The sequence below is a fragment of the Streptomyces sp. T39 genome, assembly GCF_008042045.1.
Classification (GTDB): Bacteria; Actinomycetota; Actinomycetes; order Streptomycetales; family Streptomycetaceae; genus Streptomyces.
The window spans coordinates 327023-333805 of the sequence record NZ_RDBP01000012.1 but is presented as its reverse complement, the minus strand read 5'-3'; the positions used below and the strand labels follow the sequence as shown (position 1 = coordinate 333805).

The 6783-nt window shown below is 72.0% G+C and carries 6 protein-coding genes; 3 read left to right on the top strand and 3 right to left on the bottom strand.

Going from position 1 to position 6783, the window contains the following annotated elements; genetic code table 11:
- The coding region (locus tag EAO77_RS02355) for an amino acid permease (protein ID WP_147988898.1) at window positions 1-1395 on the bottom strand (1395 nt) is incomplete at its 3' end.
- Window positions 1396-1564: 169 nt separating this feature from the next.
- Here EAO77_RS02355 and EAO77_RS02350 point away from each other — a divergent pair.
- Both EAO77_RS02350 and EAO77_RS02345 read left to right on the top strand, forming a co-directional pair.
- Window positions 1565-2059 (top strand): ribose-5-phosphate isomerase, encoded by a 495-nt coding sequence (locus EAO77_RS02350; RefSeq protein ID WP_147986465.1) that lies wholly within the window; start codon window positions 1565-1567, stop codon window positions 2057-2059.
- Window positions 2059-2865, top strand: a complete 807-nt coding sequence (locus EAO77_RS02345; protein ID WP_147986464.1) for an Fpg/Nei family DNA glycosylase — start codon at window positions 2059-2061, stop codon at window positions 2863-2865. Before EAO77_RS02350 ends, EAO77_RS02345 begins: the two co-directional genes overlap by 1 nt.
- Before the next feature lie 81 nt (window positions 2866-2946).
- Here the strand turns inward: EAO77_RS02345 and EAO77_RS02340 are convergent, their stop codons facing one another.
- Window positions 2947-4176, bottom strand: coding sequence for a GNAT family N-acetyltransferase (locus tag EAO77_RS02340; protein ID WP_147986463.1), 1230 nt, complete (start codon window positions 4174-4176; stop codon window positions 2947-2949).
- A gap of 144 nt (window positions 4177-4320) precedes the next feature.
- On the opposite strand from EAO77_RS02340, the gene EAO77_RS02335 reads away from it, so the two are divergent.
- Entirely contained in the window at window positions 4321-5427 is a 1107-nt protein-coding gene (locus EAO77_RS02335) for a PP2C family protein-serine/threonine phosphatase (protein ID WP_147988897.1), read from the top strand.
- Here the strand turns inward: EAO77_RS02335 and EAO77_RS02330 are convergent.
- Window positions 5384-6625: a cation:proton antiporter gene (locus EAO77_RS02330; protein ID WP_261993775.1), complete on the bottom strand. Its 1242-nt coding sequence runs from the start codon at window positions 6623-6625 to the stop codon at window positions 5384-5386. The genes EAO77_RS02335 and EAO77_RS02330 overlap by 44 nt on opposite strands.
- Window positions 6626-6783: the final 158 nt, after the last annotated feature.

Below are 6783 nucleotides of genomic sequence, written 5' to 3'. Positions count from 1 at the left end.
CAGCCCGATGGTGACCACGATCGCGGCGACCAGCATCGACAGCAGCGCGACCTCGCGGTTGGCCTCGTCGTAGACCATGTAGCCGAGCACGAAGACGATGCCCGCGGCGGCCGCCCAGGTGAGGTACGGGAAGAGCCACATCCGCACGGTCAGCTTCTCCGGCGCCTCGCGCAGCAGGATCCCGCGCATCCGCAGCTGGGTGAAGCAGATGACCAGCCAGACGAACAGCGCGACCGCGCCCGAGGAGTTCAGCAGGAAGAGGAAGACCGTGTCCTTCCACATGTAGTTGAAGAAGACGGCGACGAATCCGAAGACGACCGAGCCGAGGATCGCCGCGGTCGGCACGCCCTTGGCGTTGACCCGGGCGAACGCCTTGGGGGCGTCGCCGCGCTCACCGAGCGAGAAGGCCATCCGGGAGGCCGTGTAGAGGCCGGAGTTCAGACAGGACAGCACGGCGGTCAGGATGATCACGTTCATGATCTGGCCGGCGTGGGCGATGCCGATGGAGTCGAGGGCGGCGACGTAGCTGCCCTTCTCCTGGATGCTCTCGTCGTCCCACGGCAGCAGCGTCAGCACCACGAAGATCGAGCCGAGGTAGAAGACCGCGATGCGCCAGATGACACTGTTGGTGGCCTTGGTGACCGCGCGCCGCGGGTCCTCCGACTCGCCGGCGGCGAGGGTGACGATCTCGCTGCCCATGAAGGAGAAGACGACCAGCAGCACGCCGGTGAGGACGGAACCCGCGCCGTGCGGCATGAAGCCTCCGGCGTCGGTCAGATGGGCGAAGCCCGCTCCCGGGTTGTCGGACCCGGGCAGCACGCCGAAGACGGCCAGCAGGCCGATCACGACGAAGGCGCCGATGGCGACGACCTTGATGCCGGCGAACCAGAACTCGAACTCGCCGTAGGAGGCGACCGACGCCAGGTTGGTGGCGGTGAGCACCACCATGACGATCAGCGCCCAGGCCCACTGGGGCACGGCCGGGACCCAGCCCTCCAGGATCACCGCGCCCGCGGTCGCCTCGACGGCCAGCACCACGACCCAGAAGAACCAGTACAGCCAGCCGATCGAGAACCCGGCCCAGCGGCCCAGCGCGCGGTCGGCGTAGGCCGAGAAGGAGCCGGAGTTCGGGCTGGCCGCGGCCATCTCGCCGAGCATCCGCATGACGAGCACGACCATCAGGCCGACGAGCGCGTACGACACGAGGATCGCGGGGCCGGCGGCCGCGATGCCGGAGCTGGAGCCCACGAACAGGCCCGCTCCGATGACACCGCCGATGGCGATCATGGAAAGGTGGCGGTTCTTGAGACCGGCCTTGAGACCGTCGGCGGAGGGCGGCTGTCCCGGGGTGGGGGACTGGCCGCCTTCCTTTGTGAGGGTCGTCTGCGACGTCATGGACGAATCCTTATGTCTTGGTGCCGCTCGGGTTACGAACTCGGGAATTGAAGCTCAGTACGGCTCGGTACGGAAGAGCCGATTCCGATTCGTTGCACTCATCACGTCGGCGCGTCCCCGGCACGGCCCCGCGCCGGAGTGCGCCTGCCCCCCGTGCCACACTCGAACCATGCGCGTGTACCTCGGCTCCGACCATGCCGGCTTCGAACTCAAGAACCACCTCGTCGAGTGGCTCACCGCCCACGGGCACGAGCCCGTGGACTGCGGTCCGCACATCTACGACGCCCAGGACGACTACCCGCCCTTCTGCCTGCGTGCCGCGGAGAAGACGGCCGCGGACCCGGACTCGCTGGGCATCGTGATCGGCGGCTCGGGCAACGGCGAGCAGATCGCCGCCAACAAGGTCAAGGGGGTGCGTGCCGCCCTCGCCTGGAGCGAGCAGACGGCCGCGCTCGGCCGCGAGCACAACAACGCCAACGTCGTGGCCGTCGGCGGCCGGATGCACTCCTTGGAGGAGTCGACGAAGTTCGTCGAGATCTTCCTGAACACCCCGTACTCGGGTGAGGAGCGTCACACCCGCCGGATCGAGATGCTCTCGGCGTACGAGACCACCGGCGAGCTCCCGGCGATCCCGGCCCACCACCCGCAGGAGCCGACCGCCTGATGCCCGAAGGGCACACGATCCACCGACTGGCCGCCGACTACCGGGAACGGTTCGGCGGCCGGTCCGTGCGGGTGACCAGCCCGCAGGGCAAGTTCGCCGACTCCGCCGCACTGCTCGACGGCGCCGTCCTGGAACGCACCGAGGCGCACGGCAAGCACCTCTTCCTCGGCTTCCCGGGCGACGAGTGGATCCACATCCACCTCGGCCTCTTCGGCAAGGTCGCCTTCGGCGACGCGCCCGCCCCGCCGCCCACCGACACCGTCAGGCTCCGGCTGGCGAACCCGGCCTCCTGGGTCGACCTGCGCGGCCCCACGGCCTGCGCCCTGCTCACGGACGGCGAGAAGCAGGCGATACACGACCGTCTCGGCCCCGACCCGCTGCGTCCCGGCGACGACCCCGGCCGCGCCTGGAGCCGGATCTCCCGATCCCGCACCTCCGTTGCCGCGCTCCTGATGGACCAAAAGGTCGTCGCGGGCGTCGGCAACGTCTACCGCGCCGAGGTCCTCTTCCGGCACGGGATCGACCCCTACCGGGCAGGCAGGGACCTCACCCGGCGGGAATGGGACGCCCTCTGGGCCGACCTGAGCGTCCTGATGCGCGACGGCGTGCGCGACAACCGCATCGACACCGTCCGCCCCGAGCACACCCCCGAGGCGATGGGCCGCCCGCCGCGCGTCGACGACCACGGCGGCGAGGTGTACGTCTACCGCAGGGCGCGGCAGGCCTGCCATGTCTGCGGCGGCGAGATCAGCACCGCCGCTCTCGCCGCCCGCAACCTCTTCTGGTGCCCCGACTGCCAGAGGTGACCGGCGGCCGGCACCTGCCGCCCGCTTGACGGAGGTGACCGGCCGCCCGCCGGTCTCCCGCCCGCCGCATGCCCGCCGCCGTCAGAAACCGTGCGGCAGCCACGGGGCGGCCACGGAGCCGAAGGCGTGCGACGCCCGGGCCAGCGCCCCCTCGCGCAGCTCCCGGACCCGTCCCGCCCCGGCCAGCGACGCCAGCGACACCCCGCCCAGATAGGCGGCGCCCAACTCCCTCACGGACAGCGCGAGATCGGGCATGTCCCCCGTCCGTGCGCAGGACGCCCCGTCGGGGCCGCCCGTCAGCCGCCAGCGCCCGGTGTTCCAGGGGCAGAAGGCGTCCTCGACGTCCAGCACCAGGTCGACGGGCACCTGGTACGTGCGCGCCCCGAGCGCCGCGCCCACCTCGACCGGGCGCAGGTGCAGGGAGTCGCGCACCCGCACACCGCAGCGCCGGATGTCGGAGACCAGGTGGAGCAGCGGATCGTCCACCGGCCGGTTGCGCGACCGCACGGACGAGGTCAGGTCGATCTCGCAGAGGAACCGCCACAGCGCCGCGTACACCGCGGGCTCGGCCGCGTCGATGTTCCGGACCAGGACCGTCCCCTCCGGCCCCTCGGGCGTCCAGTGCGGCTTGTTGTGGAAGCGGACGTAGCCCACCGGCTCCCCGTCCCGCTCGGCGAGCACGCACTGCAGCGGCGAGGCGCCCTCGCGTCCGGACGGCGGGTCGAGCAGCGGCAGCCGCTCCCACCCGGCGGTGCGGGCGATCATCCCCGGGCGCGAGCCGATCGTGGCCCGGTAGATCCGCTCGCACGCCTCTGCCCCCTCGTCGGGCGACACGAAGCGCAGGCGCACGTCCTCGGCGCCCGGCGGCACCGCCACCCGCACCCGCGAGGAGTCGATCTCGACCGCCAGCTGATGGGTCGCCGCCCCGTACCCGAAGCGGCCGTAGATGCCCGGCTCGGACGCCGTCAGCACGGCGAGCGGCTCGCCCAGCGCGCGCACGTCGTCGAGCTGACGCCGCATCATCGAGGTGAGGATCCCGCGCCGGCGGTGGGTCGCCGCCACGCTCACCATCGTCACGCCCGCGGCCGGCACCAGCCCGCCGCCGGGCACCGTGAGCCGGAAGGCGAACGACCCGGCCGTGCCGACGCACTCGTCCCCGTCCCACACCCCGACCGAGCGCTCGACCTCCGTCAGGTCCTCCCAGAGCCGGCGCTCCTCGTCCGCCTCGGCCACCCCGCCGAACGCCAGTTCCAGCCGGCCGTACCACCGGTCCCACTCGGATCGCCGCAGCGGCCTCAGCTGTGTCGTCATGGGCCATCCCTACCAGCCGCGTCCGAGGGGCCGCGACCCGATTTCGATCGCATTGTCTCGGGGTACCCCTGCACGGATGGCGGGCGGGTGGATAGGGTCCACCGGGTGGCCCGCCGCGCGACAGCAGACTCGTTCACGGCCCGGATGCGCAAAGCCGTGCACCGGGCCCGCACCGTGCTGCGCCGTTCCGCCGTCGACTACTTCCGCGGCGACGGCTCCGACCGGCTGGCGCTCGCGGGGCTGCTGCTGACCGTCCCCGCCCTCGTCTGGGCCACGGTCACCAACCCCGTCTGGTGCTCGCCCGTGGTCCTGGTGCTGCCGATCGTGGCCGGCGGACTGCTGCTGCGCCCCGCGAGCCTGCTCGCCCTCTACGCCGCCGCGGCCGCCGGACTGATCGTGGAGTCCACCGTCCTCGGCCCGTACACCGAGGGCCCGGCCAGGGTCACCCCGGGCACCGTGCTGGCGGTCGCCGCCTGCGGTCTCTTCGGGCTGCTCATAGCCCAGTTCAGGGCCCGGGTCGGGGTGCCGTGGCGGCGCGGCGGCACCATGCTCTTCGACCTGCGCGAACGGATCCGGGTCCAGTCCGCCCTGCCCCGGCTGCCGCAGGGCTGGCACCGCGAGATGTCACTGCGCCCGGCCGGCGGCCAGTCCTTCTCCGGCGACTTCGTCGTCGCCGCCCGCACCTCCGGCGGCCGGACCCTGGAGGTCGTGCTCACGGACGTGTCGGGCAAGGGCATGGACGCGGCCTCCCGGGCGCTGCTGCTGTCGGGCGCCTTCGGCGGCCTCCTCGGCTCGCTGCCGCCGCACGGCTTCCTGCCCGCGGCCAACGCGTATCTGCTGCGGCAGGACTGGGACGAGGGCTTCGCCACCTCCATCCATCTCGTCCTGGACCTGGACTCCGGCGACTACGAACTGCTCTCCGCCGGACACCTGCCGGCGCTCCAGCTCCACGCGGGCAGCGGCCGCTGGGAGGAGAAGGCGGCCGAGGGGCCGCTGCTCGGCATCTACGACGGGGCGCAGTTCGACCCGGTCAAGGGTTCCCTGCGCCCCGGCGACGTGCTGATGCTGTTCACCGACGGCCTGGTGGAGGCGTCGGGCAGGGACATCGGCGAGGGCATCGACCGGCTCACCGGTGAGGCCGACCGCTACGTGGCCTCCGGCTTCGAGGGCGCCGCCTGGCACCTGATCGAGTCCGTGGCCAAGGACGTCAACGACGACCGGGCACTGCTGCTGCTGTGCCGCCGGGGATGAGAGCGGCGCTCCCGCCGTCGGTCCCGCCCTCCGCCGCGCGGTCCTCCTTCCCGTCGTCGCCGTCGCGTCCCGGCAGGAAGCGCGCCAGCCAGTGCGAGCGGCCGGCCGCCAGCGGGCCGAGGACGGCGAGCAGCAGCACATAGCCCGCGATGAACGGGGAGAGCCGGGAGTCCAGTCCGGCCGCCGCCGCCATGGTGGCGAGGATCAGCGCGAACTCGCCGCGGGCCAGCAGCGTGGTGGAGATGTTCGCGGCCTCCGGCGGGCCGAACCGGTAGAGCCGGGCAGCCGCGAGTCCGGCGAGCACGTTCATCACGAGGGTCACCGCGACCGCGGCGAGGACGGGCCACAGCACGACCGGCAGGTCGCCGGGGTCGATCGACAGGCCGAAGGCGAAGAAGAAGATGGCGCCGAACGCGTCCCGCAGGGGGTGCACCAGCCTGCGGATGCGCTCGCCCGACGAGGTGCCGCCGAGCATCAGCCCGACCATGAACGCGCCGATCGCGTCCGCCACACCGAACCACTCCGAGACACCGGCCACGAAGACGGCGGCGCCGAGGAAGGAGATGACGAGCAGTTCGTCGTCGGGGGTGGAGAAGAGCCGGCCGACCAGCCGGGTGCCGAAGCGGGCGGCGAGCGCCAGCAGCAGCAGGAAGGCGAACGCCTTGGCGCCGTCGCCGACGGCGGCGGCCAGGCTGTCCGCGCCGGAGAGGATCGGCTGGAGCGCGGCGAGGTACAGCGCGAGGAAGATGTCCTCGACGACGATGATGCCGAGGATCGGCTTGGTCTCGCGGTTTCCCAGCCGGCCGGTGTCGACCAGGACCTTCGTCACGATCGCCGACGAGGAGATGCCGAGCACGCCGGCGAGCACCAGCGCCTCGGAGGTGCCCCAGCCGAGCGCGAAGCCGAATGCGAGGCCGGCGCCGACGTTCAGCGCCAGGTACGTCCCGCCGGCCAGGGCCATCTTGCGGCCGCCCGCTTCGAGGTCGTCCAGATGGAACTCGAGGCCCAGGTAGAAGAGCAGCAGCACGAGGCCGAGTGCGGAGAGCATCTCCAGGTCGTGCGGGTCGGCGATGAGCACCACGCCGGGGGTGTGCGGGCCGAGGATGATCCCGGCCACGATGAACAGGGGGATGGTGGGCAGTCCGATCCGTCCGCCGAGGCGGGCGAGGACGGCTGCGGCGAGGAAGGCCCCGCCCATGGCGATGAGGGTGTCCGCGTGTCCGATGGGCTTGTCCTCCGTTCAGTCACGAGGGTGTCAAGGAAGCGTCAATGTTTAGTTTGCCAAATGATTTACATGGCAACAATGAGTGCTGACACCCATTGACGCGCTTGACACCGGCGCGGCCGCCCGTCGTC